The following is a 16,064-nucleotide window of genomic DNA, read 5'->3' as shown; positions in this document are numbered from 1 at the left end:
ATCATCAAATATTCAATTAATTTGAGGGAAAATCCATATCCAATGAAAAAGCGCACCTTTATTAAACTATCATCAGCTTTAATGACAGCTCCATTATTTTCACCATTAGATGGTTGGGCCGCACCCGGTTGGGCCGCACCCGGTTGGGCCTCAGACGGTCAGGTCGCAGCTGATTCATCAACTGTGGATAAGTTAAAAAATTGGGCAGGTAACCTGGAATACAGCACAGAAAAGCTCGATCAGGCTAAAACACTTTCTCAGGTTCAGGAAGCTGTAAAAAAATATGGTAAGGTTAAAGTGCTTGGTACGCGGCATTGTTTCAATAACATTGCGGATACGCGGGATCAATTTATATCGCTGGTAGGGGCGGAGGAGCAAATTGTTTTAGATGAAAAAAACAAAACAGTTACTGTTAATTCTGGTTTAAAATATGGGGCACTCAGCCCTTTTTTGCATAAAAAAGGCTTCGCACTTCACAATCTGGCGTCTTTGCCTCACATTTCTGTGGCTGGCGCCTGCGCAACTGCGACGCACGGTTCGGGTGAAAAAAATGGAAATTTAGCAACCGCGGTTACTGCAATGGAAATGGTATCGGCGAAGGGCGATGTTTTACAATTAAGTAAGGATAAGTATGGTGAAAAGTTTAATGCAGCGGTGGTAAACCTGGGTGCATTGGGCGTGGTGACGAAGGTAACTCTCAAAATGGAGCCTACTTTTTTAATGGGACAGTATGTGTATGAAAATGTGCCATTGGACCAACTTAAAGACAATTTCGACAAAATAGAGGGCAGCGGATACAGCGTCAGTTTATTTACCAATTGGGCCAGCAAGGACATTACTGAGGTTTGGGTAAAATATAAAATGGACAAGTCTAAATCAACAAAAACGCAACCTGACAACGAATTTTTCGGTGGAAAACTGGCTACTAAAAATCTGCATCCGATCCCCGAGTTATCCGCGGAAAATTGCACGGAACAAATGGGGGTTGCTGGTCCGTGGTATGAGCGTATGCCACATTTCAAGATGGGTTTTACGCCCAGCAGTGGAAAGGAATTGCAGACGGAATATTTTGTCCCGCGACAACACGCAGTGGACGCCATCATGGCAGTTTCGAGATTGGGCAGCCAGATCACACCTTACTTATTCACTTCCGAAATACGGACCATTGCTGCGGACGATTTGTGGATGAGTCCAGCTTACAAACAGGACTCCGTTGCCATTCACTTTACTTGGAAACAGGATTGGCCGGCAGTGAGCAAATTGCTTCCAATCATTGAAAAGGAGCTTTCTGTTTATAATATCAGGCCGCATTGGGGCAAATTATTTACGATATCCCCTGAAATTCTTGAAAAACGTTACGATAAAATGGCGGAATTCCGGGCGCTAGCGATGGAATACGATCCGAAAGGGAAATTTCGCAATGACTTTTTAAACCTCAATGTCTTCAAAAGCTGATCATAGGAAATACCGATACTTTTATTAAAATAAATGCCCTTAAATGAATGTTTAAGGGCATTTATTTTGTTGTCTAAACAGGTGTGTTCAAGGCACGAGGAGGTATTTTGTGCCGTTCATTTGAATACAAGTCACCACTTCATTTAATCCAAAACAGATAATGGCAACAAAATTAAAAGAGCTTCCGGCAGCTGCGCAGGAACTTACTGCCGATAGAATCACCGAGTTATTCATGCAATACTGCCTGGAAAACAACAAGAAGCCCGAGTCGGTTTACCTATTTTGTAAACAAAATGGCTTTGTTGAAAAGGACTTTTACAAGCACTTTTCGTCTATTGATTCTCTCGAAAAAAGTGTTTTTGTCACCTTCCACAATCTTGCGGTTAGCCTGATCAATCAGAGTGGGGATGTGCTTACGCTGGGATTTCGCGACAAACTGCTAACGTATTACTATACTTATTTTGAGATTTTGACCGCCAACAGAAGTTATGTGGTCTTTGCTTTAACGGATAGCAAAAACCGTTTGAATGGCCTTGTAAAATTGAAAGAATTCAGGACTCATTTCAAAGCATTCATTGCTGATATCAGCGCTGGTTATCTAAAAGTGAAAAGCGAACGCATCCATAAAGCGCAACAGGATGCTCTGGAGGAAGGCGCGTGGATTCAGTTGCTGGTAACATTGAGATTTTACCTGGATGACGAGTCCCTTGGCTTTGAAAAAACAGATTTATTTATTGAAAAGTCAATCAGGGCAACATTTGATCTGATTGATATCACACCTTTGGAAAGCGTGATCGACTTTGGAAAATTTATTATTAAAGAAAAGATGCGGTAGGAATGGAGACAATTGATAGCATACCAACTTCGAAAATACAGCGTGCAACCAGGTTACTTACGACAGGCGTAAAAATCGGAGGAAATTATTTAAAATATTACGGTGAGAAGATCACCAATCCGGATTTAGCGCGTGATAATCTGAATACAAACAATGCTGAAGATATTTATGATGGGCTGAAAAACCTGAAAGGCAGCGCCTTGAAAGTGGCTCAAATGCTGAGTATGGAGAAAAATTTTCTTCCACAGCAGTATGTTGAGAAATTTTCCTTATCACAATTTTCAGTACCACCACTTTCTGCGCCTTTGGTTATCAAGACTTTCAAAAGGTATTTTGGTAAATCACCCTTGGACCTTTTTGATACCTTCAATCCAAATGCAATCAATGCGGCCAGTATTGGCCAGGTGCATAAGGCTACTTTGGGCGGAAGAGACCTGGCGGTGAAAATTCAATATCCGGGCGTGGCGGAAAGCATTTCGTCGGACCTTGCGATGGTGAAGCCTATTGCCATGAGAATGTTCAATATTCCGGCGAAAGATTCGGAGAAGTATTTCAAAGAGGTTGAGACAAAATTGAACGAAGAAACCAATTACATATTGGAGATTGCACAAAGCGCGGAAATTGCCAATGCTTGTTCACACATACCAAATTTGCGGTTTCCGGAATATTACCCTGAATATTCAAGCGAGCGTGTGATCACTATGGATTGGATGACCGGAAAGCATTTGTCTGAATTCTGTAAAACCAATCCCGACCAGAATATCTCGAATAAGATCGGGCAGGCATTATGGGATTTTTATATGTTTCAGGTTCACCAATTAAGGAAAGTCCATGCCGACCCGCATCCAGGCAATTTCCTGGTCGATGATCATGATAACCTGATTGCAATTGATTTTGGGTGCGTTAAGGAAATTCCGGAAACTTTTTACAATCCATATTTTGAGCTTGCCGAACCGGAGAATCTCAACAATCCTGCGATATTTCGGGAGAAATTATTTGAGCTTGAAATCCTGTCCGGGAAAGATACGAGGGAAGAAACGATTTACTTTTCCAATCTTTTCAAGGAGGTATTGACGCTTCTGACGCAGCCGTTTCAATCAGAGAGTTTTGATTTTTCGGATGAAACTTTTTTTGGAAAATTAGCTGCCCTGGGTGAGAAGTATGCGAATGATAAGGAATTAAAGAAAATGAATGTGAACCGCGGTTCTAAACATTTCATTTACATTAACCGGACTTTTTTCGGGTTATTTAGTCTGCTGCACGATCTGAAGGCAGTTGTGGATACGAAGCAATTTGTAGTTTAATAAGTCAAGGAAGATTTCAAGAGCAGGCAATTTAATTGTCTGCTTTTTTTACGTCCCGTCGCTGCTCTTCTTCCTTTTCACCAACCTGAATAAATTATTATTCGCGTGCTCGGGCGTTTGGTCACCGAGGAGGATGCCCCAGGGTTTCAAGCCATTGACACGGTCAAATACGACCTTCATCATTGCAATGGCGGGAATGGAAAGGAACATTCCTGAAAAACCAGCCAACGCCCCGCCGACAAGAACACCTACAATTGACGCAAGAGAATTAATCCTGACTTTCGAGCCGACAATCAAAGGGATGAGCAGGTTATTGTCAATGAATTGAACGGCGATAAAAACCCCAACAACACCAAGAATCGTGTCGATCTCAGGGTGACTAATGAATGTTACCATGACCGCCAATGCGGTGGCAACCAATCCGCCAATGTAGGGAACGAGGTTGAGGATAGCGGCCATAATCGAAAGCAGCACAGCATATTGAACATTCAGAAGCAGCAAGCCTACTGAATTTAAAACAGCAACAACTGCGGTTTCGAGGAGCAGGCCAACCATATAGCCTTGGATAATGGTTTTAATTTCTCCTAGCCCTTCAAGGATTTTCTCCTTATGCTTTTCAGCGAACAAAACGACCATGAAATGCAAAAGCATGGTGCGGTAGTAAAGCAACAAAAAGGCATATATAGGGATCAGGATCAGCGTTCCAAGCGGGCCAGCTACGACGCCAAGGGTTTCCGCGCCTTGCAAATTTTCGAGTGTTTTATCCTGCGCATTTTTAAGATAGGCAGCCTGCTGACGATACGTAAAGCTGTATTCCCTCCGGATCCATCTTCTGGCGTCGCGGTAAAATTCGTCTATGTTCCGTTTAAGCTTCGGCCATTCATCCGAAAAATCCGCAAGCTGCATAGACAATAGGATGCCCACTGCTGATACGATCAATATGGCAAACAAAATAGCCAGCGTGATTGCTATGACTTTGGGAATCCCGATTCTCATCAGCCAGGCTTCCACCGGGCGAAGTAAAACAGCAATAAGTCCTGCCAGCGCGAGTGGAACAACAATGTCCTGCCCGAGATAAATGCCGACCATTAATAACCCTATTGACAAAAGGGAGAAGGCAAGTTGTTCGTAGAAGGGGCGGGTGTCAGTCGGGAGCATTTTTTAGAAATTCTAAAATGAATTGTGGTGAGCTAATTTTTTTGTAATTTTAGGGACGCACACTTATTGAAGATATATATGGTTGTAATCAGCACCGGATGATCAGGGAATTTTCCAGAAAACATCACGAATCCCTTGAAGCACTAGACAATTGGCATACCACAGTAAAAAAAGCAAATTGGTCTCATTTTCATGACGTTAAGAAAGTTTTTAATTCAGTGGACGCAATAGGAAATGATCTGTATGTTTTTAACATCAAGGGGAATCACATTAGAATGATAGTTCGGATTGCATTTAAAATTCGTACAGTTTACATAAAATTTATAGGAACTCACTCTCAGTACGACAAGGTAAATCCAGATAACCTTTAAAATGAAGAATTTAAAATACAAAACTGAGCCTGAGTATGAAGAGGCAATGGTTGAGATAGATGAATTGATGCGCCGGGGAGAAGCTAATTTATCTGAACTGGAACTGAAAAAAATTCGTAAAATGGCCCTTGCTGCCCAAGCCTACGAAATGGAGCATTACTACATTGAACCTCCCAGAACGTTTGAAGGGATGATTGAACTCCGCATGTATGAACTCAGGCTTAAACAAAAGGATCTTGCAAAAACACTTGGCGTGAGTGATGCAAAGCTTTCTTTAATCATGAATGGGAAACAAAAGCCTGATATTCCATTCATTAAAGCGGTTCATACCAAGCTGAATGTGTCTGCTGATTTCATTTTGCAGCACATATAACGCGCTATTCCAAAGTAAATTCAGGATTATAGATCAGCCCAATTACATTGCCAAAAGGATCTTTGACGGATGCTACGACGATATCCCCTTCCACATTATTCGGTGATTCGTGTGCCGTGGCTCCAAGTGTTATCAATTTTTCATATTCAGAATCAATTTGGTCGGTTCCCCAATAGGTAACCACATTGTCACTTTTTTCGGTTGTCGCGACGTCTTCCGGTTGCAAACCAAGTTCGTAACCGCCAATATTGAAACCGACATAAAATGGCTCATCGAAGTAGGGAGTGGTTTCAAATGCATTTGCAAACCATTCTTTGGCTGCATTAATGTCGCTGACCTTATAAATTGTTGTTCTTAGACCTAGGAATTTCATCGGTTTGATATTTGGGTTTTAGATTGCATTCTTGGAGACCTGCATTGGTCAAAACGTTTTTTTCATGCAGACGCTATTGTCCGTTTCGGTATCCTTACTATATCCTGAAATGTTATGATAGCCTAATTTACGATACATGGCGATCGCCTCGGGTTGTTTTTTACCTGTTTCCAATACGACAGCCTTGCTTCCAAGCCCCATTGCCCAATTTTCCAGTTCCTTTACCATAGTTGAACCGATGCCCCTTCCACGAAAAGCACTATCTACATACATTCTTTTCAATTCAACAGTCGTTTCATCCAACTTTTTGAAGCATCCGCACGCAATCGGGTCTGAGTTGAAGTAAACCAAAACAACGGTTCCAAGATCGGTTATGCGGTTGTATTCTTCGTAATCCTTTGGTTGGGTATTGTAAATGCGACAGAGCTCAATGTCCAGTTTATTGGTCAGCTTTTGAAAATCAGGATTGTTGCTGTCTGTTCTGGTAATGTTGATCATAGTTGCAAATCAATGACCTAAATTACAAGGTATGTCTGATTTAACTTATGCCAGGTTGTCCAATTTCTGCAAATAGGAGTTGGCGTTTTGCAAGTGCGCTTTTTGCTTCTCTTCTGGCAAATTGTCAAAAGTTCTGATCAACATACCGAGTCTTGGATTTTTGGTGAAAAATTTCCTGTGCTGGTCCATAAATCGCCAGAACAATCCGTCCCAGATTGGTTGCCAGTCCCCTTTCTTAAAGTCACTCATTTTGAGCAGATAATTGCTGCTGCTAATGTATGGTTTAGTTGACATCAGTCCTCCGTCGGCGAACTGGCTCATGCCGTAAACATTGGGGACCATAACCCAATCATAAGCATCAATAAACATTTCCATAAACCACAGATAAACATCATCCGGGTCAAATTCACAGAGCAGCATAAAATTCCCGAGCACCATCAGCCGCTCAATGTGATGGCAGTAACTTGTTGAAAGAATTTTTTTAATGACGATATCAATGGGATCAATGCCGGTTTCACCTTTCCAAAAAGATTCAGGGATCTTTCTTTCGAACCCCCAATAATTCCGTGTCCGTTCCCTGCTTCCCTTGAACTTATAAACCCCATGCATGTACTCCCTCCACCCGATAACCTGCCTGATATACCCTTCCAGCGAGTTCATGGGAATATTTTCGGATTTGGCCATATGAAGTACCTGATCAGCAACCTGTTTTGGCGTAAGCAAGCCAATGTTCAGCATTGGGGTGATTACGCTGTGATGCAGGAAGTGCTGGTCCGAGACCATTGCATCCTCATATTTACCAAACTCCTCAAAGCGCTTTTTCAGAAATTGGTTTAGCCAGGACTGGCTTTCTTTGAAATTGATTGGGAAGCGGATTTCACGAGGGATTTCGCCATAATTATCCGGATAGTGTTGCTCTACATATTCCCGCGCTTCTTGATGAATATCATTTTCTATGGGAAATTTGATAACCGGCGCTGTCCCATTTTTGGGGAATTTCAACCTATTTTCGGTATCAAAACTCCATTTGCCTCCTTCCGGCTGTCCCTTTTCATCAACCAAAATATTCAGCTTTTTCCTTTGCATTGCATAAAAGTCGGCCTGGAAATACCGCTTTTTATTCATGAAATACTTATCAAGGTCTTCTGCGGTATTCAGGAACATGGGTGTGTCATATTGGATCATCACAATGCCAGTCTGCTTTGATGTTTTTACAAGCCTTTTTTGCAGCCAGTCATCCGTAACATCTGCATAATGAAGGATTTCAATTCCTTGTTTTTTAAGAATAGGAATTAGCTTCCGAATGTCAGAATGCACTTCTTGCGCTTCTATATATTCAACACGCATTCCTTTTTCCTCCAAAAAGCGCTTGTAAAATTGCATGCTCGCCCGATGATGGAAGAGCTTGTGTTTGTGAAAATGATACTGATTAAAAAACAGATATTCTTCAACCATAACCACCTCTCGTTCCGGAGAGATGGCGGGATGATTTTCAAAAAGCTGATGGGGAAATATTAAGGTAATTGCTTTCACTGGATGCAGAGTTGAAATAAGCCTGTTTTACAACAATTTCCTATATTTAAGTGGAAGCCGTTGGCTTAAAAACTGATCCTAATAAAATCATGCGAATACGGATAAGCGTTACTGCAATTGTAATTTTCTCTGCCGCAAATTGTTTTGGACAAGGCGGTTTCAAGGTTGTTCCGCTGGGCGTGAAGGGTGGAGGAGATGATGGCAATCTTTCAGCATACATGGTCGCTCCAATTGGTTCAACCAATTACATCTGTTTGGATGCGGGTACGCTAAGTCATGGCATTCAAAAGGCAATTTCAAGGAAAGCATTTTCGGTTTCGGCAGATGAGGTTTTGAAAAAATACATCAAGGCGTATTTCATTTCCCATCCGCATTTGGACCATTTATCCGGCATGATTATCAATTCAACGGATGATACCGTCAAGAATTTATATGGATTTGAACATTGCATTGAAACGATCAAAAATCATTATTTCAATTGGCAGAGCTGGCCAAACATGGGAAATGAAGGAAACAACCCCGCTTTGGAAAAGTATAACTATAAAGTGTTGGCTGAAAGTCAGTTAACAGTCATCGATCAAACCGAAATGTCTGTGCAGGCATTCAGGCTTAGTCATTCCAATCCTTACGAAAGCGCTGCATTTCTAATCAAAAATGGTGAAAATTATCTGCTCTATTTCGGAGATACTGGAACTGATGAAGTGGAAAAAAGCAATAAGATGGAATTGGTCTGGCGGGCAGTTGCCCCATTGGTCAGAAATAAGACACTTATGGGAATTTTGTTAGAGGTTTCGTATCCTAATGACCAGCCAGACAGGAGGTTATATGGACATTTAACTCCCAATTGGTTTATGAGAGAGCTGAGTAATCTCGAAAAACTTGCAGGGCAAGAATCTTTAAAAAACTTGAATGTTATCGTAACGCATCTCAAGCCGACAGGAAACAACGAACAGACGATCAGGCATCAACTTACGGTGGCTAACACGTGGGGTCTGAACTTGATATTTCCTGAGCAGGGCAAATCCTTTGAACTCAAATAGAATGTTGTGTTGTTTAATTGAGCTTCGGTGGAGCCGCAGCAACCGGATTCAAAGGAATTTTAAGATCCATACCCAATTCTTCATTGAACCGCTTAATCAGATAACCAGAGAGCAGTGGAGAAGCCTCCTCGTGGTTTTGGTGAACAAAAAAATAAATGTTCCGGATACCTTCATTCGTCCAAAGCTTTAGCCTTTCGAACCAATCGTCAAGGCGCGTATAATCCGAATCCACATTGGCGCCATTGTAACGTACAAATGCTGTCGGGGTGGTCAGTCGCATGTGTAATAAATCCCGTCGACCTGCAGAGTCGGTAACGATATGGGTGATATTTTTCTTTTCTAAAACTTCGTAAAGGTCCTCACTTTTAAACGAGCCGTCGTACCAGCCGGTATGGCGTAATTCCAATGCAAGTGGGAATCCGGAAGGCCATTCTTCCAGAAATGCTTTGAGTATTTCCCAGTTTTTCGGGCCAAAATTATCTGGCATCTGAAGAAAGATCATTCCTAATTTTTCCTGCAAATGAGAAATTCCGTCCAGGTACAGATCCATTGGTTCCTTCGCATCTTTGAGACGTTTCCAATGACTTATCCCTTGATGGATTTTTGGAAAAAATCGAAAGTTGGCAGGTGTTTTATTGTACCAGGCCTCAATGGTTTCTACCGGGAAGTTATTGTAGAATGTTGCATTTAATTCAATGCTATTGAATTGAGTGGCGTAATATGCCAGTTCGTCTTTCGTCCCTTTCGGGTAAAAGCTTTTGAGATCAGTTTTATTCCACTTAGCGCAGCCAATGTAAATATCCGGTTTACCTGTTTGCGCAGCTTTACTCAGCAATTCTTTATTTGCAAGCGAATCCTCCGGTAATTTGAAATCTACATCGTCAGGGTTATCAACTTTTCCGAATTTCATGGTGGCTTAATTAATTTCTATCCTACTTAAAGGGATTTTTGATTACCAGTTTTCGATTTTGAATTCATCTTGCAGATACTTCGGAGTATAGGACAGTGCAGCCACTTTCTAACGCGGATGCAACAATTATGGAATCAAACCATTGAAACTGATAGCGATCGGCTAAAAAAATCGCCCTTTTGATCGCTGGCAATTTTACCTGAATAATTTCATTGTTGCTCTCAATCTCATTAACCACCCATTCAATTCTCTGCCAGGACAATTTGAATTTTTTGTGCAAAATATTACATGTTTCTTTTACAACCTGAGTGGATACGTAGGTATGGGTGATCCCTGCAATCTCCAATGCCGTCCGATTTTTGCGGGCTCATCATCAGCATAGCAATAGAGAATTATATTAGTGTCAAGGAAGCACTTTTCACCGTTCATTAGCATCTTCCCTGTTAAAGCGATAACCTCTGAGGCTAATTTTTATGGCGTCATAAGTTTTTTTTCTTTTTGCAACTGACGCATCCACTGATTCGGTAATGTTGATAGCTCCTATTTTTTCGAGGCCCTCTAATACAGAAAGCGCATAATTTTTTTTAATATCAACTGTAAGTGTCATCATGATGGGCCGTTTTACCAAATTTACTAAAAATGATCTTTGAAACCTTCCAGCTTTATTCGAGAAGGGAAATTTTACCGGCCAAAATCGTCCTGAACCCTGACAATATCCTCTTCGTCAGAAGGATTCGACGGATCGGTATGCTGCCATATTTCTGCTACGAATCCCCATTCGTCTACACCGACCAGCCGGTGACGCTCGCCTTTTTTAAGGTCGACGACCGTTCCAATGGGTAGCTGACGAAGCTCTGTTTCTTCATCAGTATCACTGATCACAATCCCTGCATTACCGCCGATCACTTTCCATATTTCAGCACGACGATGGTGATATTGCCACGACAATCTCTTGTTGGGTGCTACAACGAGGATTTTAGGGCTGAGTTTCTCATAACCAGCAAAGTCTGCCAGAGAAAGGTGTGGGAAAAAAGTGGAAATGAACTGAGGAGCTTCGCTTTCATCTAAAACAAAAAAACCACCCCACGGACGGGAATGATCTTTACTTACTACCGTAAATCCTTGTTCGTCTATAAACTGCTGAACTTTTGCAAAAACAGCATCCTTGTCAGCCGCTGCTGTGAACGATTGTATCATATTTATAAGAATTGATAAGAATCACGTGGATCTCAAAATTAGGATAAAAAACAAAAAGATGCCCCAAAATATTCAGGACATCTTTTGAATTATATCTACTAATTTATACTATTTGTCCCACCATACTTTGGTGATGAAATCATCAGGCAATGTGGCACCTGTTTGGTAATTCGGGTTACCAGCTACTTCATTGGTCGGATAGCGAAGTCTCACAGGTATTATTCCGCCAGTTACATTACCCGGATAGTTGGTTGGCGTTAGCTTAGGGAATCCTGTTCTTCTCCAGTCGGACCATGCTTCCCACCAGTTGAAGAATTTGTTTACCCACAATTGCTCGCCGATCATTTCCAATGCAGGTTTTGCAGTACCATAAGGATATGCTGTCAGATAAGCAGCCGCAGCAGCATCAGATACAGTCAATGTTGCATCGTAAGGTGTATACATTTGCATGGAAGCTTTTACACCGGCGTCATAATGTGATTTGGCGGTTCCGGCAATGCCTGATCCGATTTTTCTTTCGATCGCTTCGGCTAGCAGTAGCTCTACTTCTCCATAGTTCATGATCATGTATGGATCTGCATCCTGCAACATTTTTACATTGATCCTGGAATAGGTCTTAGAAACATCAACTGCTTTCCCTTCCAGTTTGTCCAGCATCGGTTGGTCGAATCCGTTGGGCATTCCTTTCTGCTTTACCGGATTTAGCTCGGTTGGCGTATACGAAGATGCAGTCCAGTCGCCGATACCACCACTTATGATCATCAAACGGGGATCATCATCTGTTGCGACAGCTTGATTGGTTCCTTTGAGGAAATTTATCAAAGTCGCGCTCAGATAAGAAGGCTGGCCGCCATCTCCCGGATTGAAAGCACGGGAAATACCGTTTTGGTTTACCCATTCACTTGGGCCATCTGCCATGGTAATCCAAACATTATCGGCATTGCTGGTAAAAACGCCACCAGCAGCTGCTTTGCTCACGTAGGTTGCTGCTTTTGCTGCATCTACATTTGAAATGCGCATTGCCAGTCTCAGCATCAAAGAATATCCCCATTTTTTCCATTTGGTGATATCACCTTTGTAAATGAAATCAGCGTCACCAAAACCTTCATCACCATTTGCGGTGTTCATACCAGCAGTAGCTTCGTCCAATTCCTTCAAAAGATCGGCATAGATTGCGTCCTGTGTATCGTATTTAGGGAAAAAAATACCTTCCATACCCTGATTAGCTTCAAAATAAGGAATGTTACCATAAAAATCGGTCAGACGGGCAAAGCTGAAAGCACGAATGATCCGAGCAGCATTACGCATATTTTTATACTTCCCTTCCGCAAAACCGCCCGGTCCCGATTGTTTCAGGATTTCTGCAACGTTTTTCAACTGGTCATTGTAAGTAAATTCAAATGGCGCGGCGTTGGTTTCGGCGTTGCTGGTATACTTGTCTCCAGGAGAAATACCTCCGCCAGAGCTGGCCAGATGCTGGATCGCGTAAGCGCACATGCCAATGTTGGTACGCCAGTCGATATACCTATTATCACCGGTTGTTCCATTGGAAGCGATGGCAAGCTCGGTTGAAGTGAATATGAAATTCAGGTCGACTTCATTCAATGCTTGCGGGTTAATGTTCAGATCATGGAGTTGTTTGGTGTCGCAACCCGTCACCAATACCACTGCCAAACCGTACTTTATATATCTTTTCAAATTTTTCATTGTTCAGTAATTAAAATGTTGCTCTCAAATTGAAACCGTAACTGCGTGTCGATGGAAATCCGAAGTAATCAAAACCTTGTGAGTTTCCATTTGCATAAGTCGACTCCGGATCAATGTTCGGCGTGTTCTTGAACAGGATAGCCAGGTTACGACCTACGAATGAAAGCGTCAAATTTTGAAGAGGAGTTTTTTCCAACAATTTCTTTGGGAATGAATATCCAAGCGTTAATTGTCTCAACTTCACGAACGAAGCATCATAAAGGTACATGGTCGTTACACCATTGGTTTCACCGCCCACAGAACCCCAGTAATTGTAAGCCTCCTGTGGAGTAAGGGTTTTAGTAAATGGCTTATACTCTGTGCCTTCCTGAACAACACCTGTAACGGTCAGCGGAGCTTCGCCTTCTCTTCCCTGCAATGATCTTTTGCTTACTCCCCATGCGTCAAGTCTCATGTTTGTGCCTGAAAGCAGGTCTCCGCCCACTTTAAAGTCAACCAGGAACGAAAGGTCAAATCCTTTGTAGTTAAATGCATTGGTAAGTCCACCTGTCATTTTAGCGATACCGTTCCCAATGATTTCATACCCATCAGAACCTACCGGACGTCCATCGCTGAAAAATACGGGCTGGCCGTCAGGAGACAGTTTCTGGACGCGGCCGGTGATCATACCAAAAGGTTGGCCCACGATATTTTTCACGTATGTATTTCTTGTACGGGGTTCGTCCATGACAAGTTCATTTACCCCATCAATCAGGGATTTAACCTTGTTGGTGTTTTTCGCCAAATTCAAAGTCACATCCCAGGTAACGCTGCTAGATTTGAGGGGGGTTACTGTCAGCAACAATTCAACCCCTCTATTTTGCAGTTTTCCAAGGTTAACCGAAGTACTACCAAAGCCGGAAGCTCTTGATATGGTCGCATTCAGGATATCGTCCGTAGTTTGTTGATCGTAGTAAGTAAAATCAACACCCAGTTTGTTGTTAAAAAGGCGGAAGTCAATACCAAGCTCAGTTTCTGTCACCGTAAGTGGTTTAAGGTTAGCGTTTGGAATGTTTCCACCGTTACCCATTGCAGAAGAAAACGAAGCCATTGAATAACCCAAGTGGGGGTTTCCATTCAATGAATAAGTCGAATTGGTTGCGTATGGCCCGATTGTAACATTACCAACCTGTGCCCATGACGCCCTGATCTTACCATAGGAGATCCAGGATGGAAGACCTTTGATCGCATCAGAGAACACGAAACTTGATCCAATTGAAGGATAAAGAATGCTGTTGGTTTTTGGATTTAATACCGAGAACCAGTCATTTCTCGCAGTCGCAGTCACGAACAAAAATCCATCATATGATATTTCGGCAGATCCCAGCAAGGAATTGATACCTGATTCTTCTGGATAATAGTCAAAGGATTTTTGTTTAACGTTATTAAGTGCGGGGAAAAACTGAACGTTGAAGCCGTTACCATAAGTGTTGATGGATTCATACTTTCTTCTCATCCTGTTGCCACCTCCGAATGCAGTGATACCAAATTTTCCAAATTCTTTGGTTACGCCAATTGTATACTCGGCATTCAATTCCTGAACATTCCAGCTACCCAGGTTTCTTGCACCACCGCGCTGATAACCAGTTCCTTCAGGAGTAAGTCCTTCCGAACGACGGGTGTATTTATCCAATCCCACGCGACCTTGGATGAACAGCCAGTCTGTGACCTGATATTTCAGCTGGCCAGAAGTGATGATCCTGTTTTTCTGATCTGATTTGATGAACTGATAAGCTGTCCAATATGGATTTTGGCCCCAGTTATTATTGGCTTGCTGTAATTCTTCACCTACTTCTTTACCCCAGATACCAAGACTTGCTGCGTCGGCTCCAGCTGGAATTGCACCAGGTTTGTCAGGATCGCCATAATAATCAAGCACATTAATGTCACCAGGTATTCTCCACAGTGTTTGAATTGCGTTTCCTGGGGAGTCAGATACATTTGGTCTGTTTTTAGCTTTTTCTTCCGAATAAAGTACCTTAGCGTCCAATGTTAGCCTTTTTCCAAATTTTGATTGGGTAGACAAAGAAATGTTAATCCTGTCAAAACCTGAATTTGGAATAATAGATTTGCTTTTCAAATTGGTAACCGAAGCGCGGAAATTTTGGGTTTCATTACCACCTGAAAAGGCCAGGTTATTAGTGAAGGCGTGGCCTGTTTTCAGGTATCTCTTGAAATTGTCACCTCCATAAGAGTAAGGATGCATTTTACCATCGAAACCGATTACCGAGCTGCCGTCATACTTAGGACCCCAAGAGTCATCACCCCAATCGTATGCCTGATTCTGGTTGGCAGGTTTGGAAGCTACTCTTTCGACATAAGAACCCGCTCCATAGGATTTCTGAAGGTCGGAAAGGTCATTAAGTTGTTCAAATACATAATTTGATCCAAATTCGATACCAACTCCTTTTCTTTTGGTTCCACGCTTGGTAGTTACGTTAATAACACCATTTGCAGCGCGTGAACCGTAAAGTGCTGCGGCGTTTGCACCTTTCAATACAGTGATGGACTCAATGTCGTCCGGGTTGATACTGGACAAACCATCGCCTTCATCGGATCCACCCCAAAGACCAGCCTGACCGAAGTTGCTGTTATCCATCGGAATACCATCGATTACGTACAAAGGCTGGTTATTGCCTTGCAAGGATTTGTTTCCCCGGATAATGACCCTGGATGACCCGGCAGGTCCCGTAGCAATCTTGCTTACATTCACCCCTGCAACTCGTCCTGCTAATGCGTTACCAAGGTTGGCTTCGCGGGCCGCAGTAAGGTTGCTGCCATTTACTTCTGTAATGGAATAAGCAAGCGCTCTTTTATCCCTGCTGATACCGAGAGCAGTCACAACTACTTCATTCAATGCAGTGGCTTCTGCTGCAAGAGCTACATTGAGGATCGTAGCGTTGGCTACTTCTTCTTTGGTTATATAACCAATGTAACTAAATGTCAAAATTTTGCCTTTTTCGACAGTAACACTATATTCTCCTTTGTCATTGGTGGAAGTACCTCTGGTGGTACCTTTTACGACTACGTTTACACCGGCAATGTCTCCGCCGCTCGCATCAGTCACTTTTCCGGATACCGTCATATCCTGTGCATAACCCGGGAGAGCGAGCACAGAGAGCAGTACCATCATGTTAATGAGTAGATTTTTTTTCATACGTTTACTTTTACTTCTGGATAGGTTAAAGAAATAATTTATACAGGGAAATATACTAAAAATTAAGTCAAATATACCACGGCTTCATACACAAATATATAGTGTTTTTTTAGC

At 42.3% G+C, this 16,064-nt stretch carries 16 protein-coding genes; 6 read left to right on the top strand and 10 right to left on the bottom strand.

What is annotated here, in order from left to right; all coding sequences use genetic code 11:
• Positions 1-42 precede the first annotated feature (42 nt).
• The 3 genes from FHS68_RS21775 (at position 43) to FHS68_RS21765 (ending at position 3,594) form a co-directional block, all read left to right on the top strand.
• Positions 43-1,455: a D-arabinono-1,4-lactone oxidase gene (locus FHS68_RS21775; RefSeq protein ID WP_167274892.1), complete on the top strand. Its 1,413-nt coding sequence runs from the start codon at positions 43-45 to the stop codon at positions 1,453-1,455.
• A gap of 160 nt (positions 1,456-1,615) precedes the next feature.
• Entirely contained in the window at positions 1,616-2,290 is a 675-nt protein-coding gene (locus tag FHS68_RS21770) for a TetR family transcriptional regulator C-terminal domain-containing protein (protein WP_167274890.1), read from the top strand.
• 2 nt (positions 2,291-2,292) lie between these two features.
• Positions 2,293-3,594, top strand: coding sequence for an ABC1 kinase family protein (locus tag FHS68_RS21765; protein ID WP_167274888.1), 1,302 nt, complete (start codon positions 2,293-2,295; stop codon positions 3,592-3,594).
• 48 nt (positions 3,595-3,642) lie between these two features.
• Here the strand turns inward: FHS68_RS21765 and FHS68_RS21760 are convergent, their stop codons facing one another.
• Positions 3,643-4,752 carry an AI-2E family transporter gene (locus FHS68_RS21760; RefSeq protein WP_167274885.1) on the bottom strand — a complete coding sequence of 370 codons (1,110 nt, stop codon included), beginning with the start codon at positions 4,750-4,752 and terminating at the stop codon, positions 3,643-3,645.
• Between the two features lie 98 nt (positions 4,753-4,850).
• On the opposite strand from FHS68_RS21760, the gene FHS68_RS21755 reads away from it, so the two are divergent.
• The gene (locus tag FHS68_RS21755; protein WP_167274883.1) at positions 4,851-5,123 is read left to right on the top strand and encodes a type II toxin-antitoxin system HigB family toxin; all 273 of its coding nucleotides are present in this window, start codon (positions 4,851-4,853) and stop codon (positions 5,121-5,123) included.
• Between the two features lies 1 nt (position 5,124).
• Positions 5,125-5,496 carry a helix-turn-helix domain-containing protein gene (locus FHS68_RS21750; protein WP_167274880.1) on the top strand — a complete coding sequence of 124 codons (372 nt, stop codon included), beginning with the start codon at positions 5,125-5,127 and terminating at the stop codon, positions 5,494-5,496.
• 4 nt (positions 5,497-5,500) lie between these two features.
• Here the strand turns inward: FHS68_RS21750 and FHS68_RS21745 are convergent, their stop codons facing one another.
• From FHS68_RS21745 to FHS68_RS21735, 3 genes are read right to left on the bottom strand one after another with little or no spacing between them, the layout of a single operon-like run.
• Complete coding sequence (locus FHS68_RS21745) at positions 5,501-5,869, bottom strand: VOC family protein (protein WP_167274877.1); 369 nt, start codon at positions 5,867-5,869, stop codon at positions 5,501-5,503.
• A gap of 48 nt (positions 5,870-5,917) precedes the next feature.
• On the bottom strand, positions 5,918-6,367 hold the full coding sequence (locus tag FHS68_RS21740) for a GNAT family N-acetyltransferase (RefSeq protein ID WP_167274875.1): 450 nt from the start codon (positions 6,365-6,367) through the stop codon (positions 5,918-5,920).
• Between the two features lie 45 nt (positions 6,368-6,412).
• Positions 6,413-7,900, bottom strand: a complete 1,488-nt coding sequence (locus FHS68_RS21735; protein WP_167274872.1) for a cryptochrome/photolyase family protein — start codon at positions 7,898-7,900, stop codon at positions 6,413-6,415.
• 89 nt (positions 7,901-7,989) lie between these two features.
• Between FHS68_RS21735 and FHS68_RS21730 the strand changes: the two genes are divergently transcribed.
• Positions 7,990-8,940: an MBL fold metallo-hydrolase gene (locus FHS68_RS21730; RefSeq protein ID WP_167274870.1), complete on the top strand. Its 951-nt coding sequence runs from the start codon at positions 7,990-7,992 to the stop codon at positions 8,938-8,940.
• Between the two features lie 13 nt (positions 8,941-8,953).
• Here FHS68_RS21730 and FHS68_RS21725 read toward each other — a convergent pair whose 3' ends face one another.
• The 6 genes from FHS68_RS21725 to FHS68_RS21700 form a co-directional block, all read right to left on the bottom strand.
• On the bottom strand, positions 8,954-9,850 hold the full coding sequence (locus FHS68_RS21725; protein ID WP_167274867.1) for a DUF72 domain-containing protein: 897 nt from the start codon (positions 9,848-9,850) through the stop codon (positions 8,954-8,956).
• 64 nt (positions 9,851-9,914) lie between these two features.
• Positions 9,915-10,196: a PIN domain-containing protein gene (locus FHS68_RS26865; RefSeq protein WP_167274865.1), complete on the bottom strand. Its 282-nt coding sequence runs from the start codon at positions 10,194-10,196 to the stop codon at positions 9,915-9,917.
• A 72-nt stretch (positions 10,197-10,268) separates the two neighbouring features.
• Complete coding sequence (locus tag FHS68_RS21715) at positions 10,269-10,460, bottom strand: hypothetical protein (protein ID WP_167274862.1); 192 nt, start codon at positions 10,458-10,460, stop codon at positions 10,269-10,271.
• Between the two features lie 71 nt (positions 10,461-10,531).
• The gene (locus FHS68_RS21710) at positions 10,532-11,047 is read right to left on the bottom strand and encodes a cupin domain-containing protein (protein ID WP_167274860.1); all 516 of its coding nucleotides are present in this window, start codon (positions 11,045-11,047) and stop codon (positions 10,532-10,534) included.
• 108 nt (positions 11,048-11,155) lie between these two features.
• Complete coding sequence (locus FHS68_RS21705; RefSeq protein WP_167274858.1) at positions 11,156-12,754, bottom strand: SusD/RagB family nutrient-binding outer membrane lipoprotein; 1,599 nt, start codon at positions 12,752-12,754, stop codon at positions 11,156-11,158.
• Positions 12,755-12,764: 10 nt separating this feature from the next.
• Positions 12,765-15,950: a SusC/RagA family TonB-linked outer membrane protein gene (locus FHS68_RS21700; protein WP_167274855.1), complete on the bottom strand. Its 3,186-nt coding sequence runs from the start codon at positions 15,948-15,950 to the stop codon at positions 12,765-12,767.
• Positions 15,951-16,064: the final 114 nt, after the last annotated feature.

The sequence above is a fragment of the Dyadobacter arcticus genome, from assembly GCF_011762185.1.
Taxonomy (GTDB): Bacteria; Bacteroidota; Bacteroidia; order Cytophagales; family Spirosomataceae; genus Dyadobacter; species Dyadobacter arcticus.
Note: the sequence above shows the minus strand (reverse complement) of the source record. Positions and strands in the feature narration are given on the sequence as shown.

What these genes read in the sequence shown, in the direction of transcription:
- FHS68_RS21775 (WP_167274892.1), top strand. Translation starts at nt 43, where the DNA reads ATGAAAAAGCGCACCTTTATTAAACTATCATCAGCTTTAATGACAGCT.
- FHS68_RS21770 (WP_167274890.1), top strand. Translation starts at nt 1,616, where the DNA reads ATGGCAACAAAATTAAAAGAGCTTCCGGCAGCTGCGCAGGAACTTACT.
- FHS68_RS21765 (WP_167274888.1), top strand. Translation starts at nt 2,293, where the DNA reads ATGGAGACAATTGATAGCATACCAACTTCGAAAATACAGCGTGCAACC.
- FHS68_RS21760 (WP_167274885.1), bottom strand. Translation starts at nt 4,752, where the DNA reads ATGCTCCCGACTGACACCCGCCCCTTCTACGAACAACTTGCCTTCTCC.
- FHS68_RS21755 (WP_167274883.1), top strand. Translation starts at nt 4,851, where the DNA reads ATGATCAGGGAATTTTCCAGAAAACATCACGAATCCCTTGAAGCACTA.
- FHS68_RS21750 (WP_167274880.1), top strand. Translation starts at nt 5,125, where the DNA reads ATGAAGAATTTAAAATACAAAACTGAGCCTGAGTATGAAGAGGCAATG.
- FHS68_RS21745 (WP_167274877.1), bottom strand. Translation starts at nt 5,869, where the DNA reads ATGAAATTCCTAGGTCTAAGAACAACAATTTATAAGGTCAGCGACATT.
- FHS68_RS21740 (WP_167274875.1), bottom strand. Translation starts at nt 6,367, where the DNA reads ATGATCAACATTACCAGAACAGACAGCAACAATCCTGATTTTCAAAAG.
- FHS68_RS21730 (WP_167274870.1), top strand. Translation starts at nt 7,990, where the DNA reads ATGCGAATACGGATAAGCGTTACTGCAATTGTAATTTTCTCTGCCGCA.
- FHS68_RS21725 (WP_167274867.1), bottom strand. Translation starts at nt 9,850, where the DNA reads ATGAAATTCGGAAAAGTTGATAACCCTGACGATGTAGATTTCAAATTA.
- FHS68_RS21715 (WP_167274862.1), bottom strand. Translation starts at nt 10,460, where the DNA reads ATGATGACACTTACAGTTGATATTAAAAAAAATTATGCGCTTTCTGTA.
- FHS68_RS21710 (WP_167274860.1), bottom strand. Translation starts at nt 11,047, where the DNA reads ATGATACAATCGTTCACAGCAGCGGCTGACAAGGATGCTGTTTTTGCA.
- FHS68_RS21705 (WP_167274858.1), bottom strand. Translation starts at nt 12,754, where the DNA reads ATGAAAAATTTGAAAAGATATATAAAGTACGGTTTGGCAGTGGTATTG.
- FHS68_RS21700 (WP_167274855.1), bottom strand. Translation starts at nt 15,950, where the DNA reads ATGAAAAAAAATCTACTCATTAACATGATGGTACTGCTCTCTGTGCTC.